At 49.1% G+C, this 932-nt stretch carries 7 tRNA genes and 1 rRNA gene; all 8 read left to right on the top strand.

The annotated features are described in order from the left end of the window. A 5S ribosomal RNA gene (gene rrf, locus TR08_RS34175) occupies positions 1–83 on the top strand; the annotation flags it as partial. Positions 84–124: 41 nt separating this feature from the next. Beyond that, positions 125–199, top strand: a tRNA-Glu gene (locus TR08_RS12830). 65 nt (positions 200–264) lie between these two features. Then, a tRNA-Val gene (locus TR08_RS12825) sits at positions 265–340 on the top strand. 19 nt (positions 341–359) lie between these two features. Further along, a tRNA-Thr gene (locus tag TR08_RS12820) sits at positions 360–435 on the top strand. Between the two features lie 102 nt (positions 436–537). Then, a tRNA-Lys gene (locus TR08_RS12815) sits at positions 538–613 on the top strand. A gap of 34 nt (positions 614–647) precedes the next feature. After that, positions 648–729 (top strand) — tRNA-Leu (locus TR08_RS12810). A gap of 17 nt (positions 730–746) precedes the next feature. Beyond that, positions 747–821: transfer RNA gene (locus TR08_RS12805), tRNA-Gly, on the top strand. Between the two features lie 5 nt (positions 822–826). Then, positions 827–915, top strand: a tRNA-Leu gene (locus tag TR08_RS12800). Positions 916–932: the final 17 nt, after the last annotated feature.

The following is a 932-nucleotide window of genomic DNA, read 5'->3' as shown; positions in this document are numbered from 1 at the left end:
CCCATACCGAACACGGAAGTTAAGCTTCTCAGCGCCGATGGTAGTTGGGACTTTGTCCCTGTGAGAGTAGGACGTTGCCAGGCATAGCCCCTTTGGGGCTTTTATTTTTCAAATTTTTAAAGATGGCCCCTTGGTCAAGTGGTTAAGACACCTCCCTTTCACGGAGGTAACACGGGTTCGAATCCCGTAGGGGTCACCAAAATTTTCTCGCTAACGCGAAAATAACTTTCCTTTCAAGCCAGCGTTAAGAACTTTCATTTTTGTGGAGGATTAGCTCAGCTGGGAGAGCATCTGCCTTACAAGCAGAGGGTCGGCGGTTCGAGCCCGTCATCCTCCACCATAATATTTCCAAACATTCCGCCGGGGTAGCTCAATTGGTAGAGCAACTGACTTGTAATCAGTAGGTTGGGGGTTCAAGTCCTCTCGCCGGCACCATGCTTTTTGCTACGTTGATATTCCGTCAGCGGATGCCTGCAAAAAATCCCGATGGGGTTTTAAACAGAGGAAGCCAGTTGTTTTTCTAAGAACTATTTGTTTGAGCCATTAGCTCAGTTGGTAGAGCATCTGACTTTTAATCAGAGGGTCGAAGGTTCGAGTCCTTCATGGCTCACCAGGATTTTTTGCGATAGCAAAATAATTTTAAATAAGCGGGTGTGGCGGAATTGGCAGACGCACCAGACTTAGGATCTGGCGCCGCAAGGCGTGGGGGTTCGACTCCCTTCACCCGCACTTATTTATTTTAATATGCGGAAGTAGTTCAGTGGTAGAACACCACCTTGCCAAGGTGGGGGTCGCGGGTTCGAATCCCGTCTTCCGCTCCAATATTGCCGGGGTGGCGGAACTGGCAGACGCACAGGACTTAAAATCCTGCGGTAGGTGACTACCGTACCGGTTCGATTCCGGTCCTCGGCACCATTTTTATAAAAGTATAG

Source organism: Neobacillus niacini (genome assembly GCF_000759675.1).
GTDB classification, from domain to species: Bacteria; Bacillota; Bacilli; order Bacillales; family Cytobacillaceae; genus Neobacillus; species Neobacillus niacini_A.
This window is presented reverse-complemented; position numbering and strand designations above follow the sequence as displayed.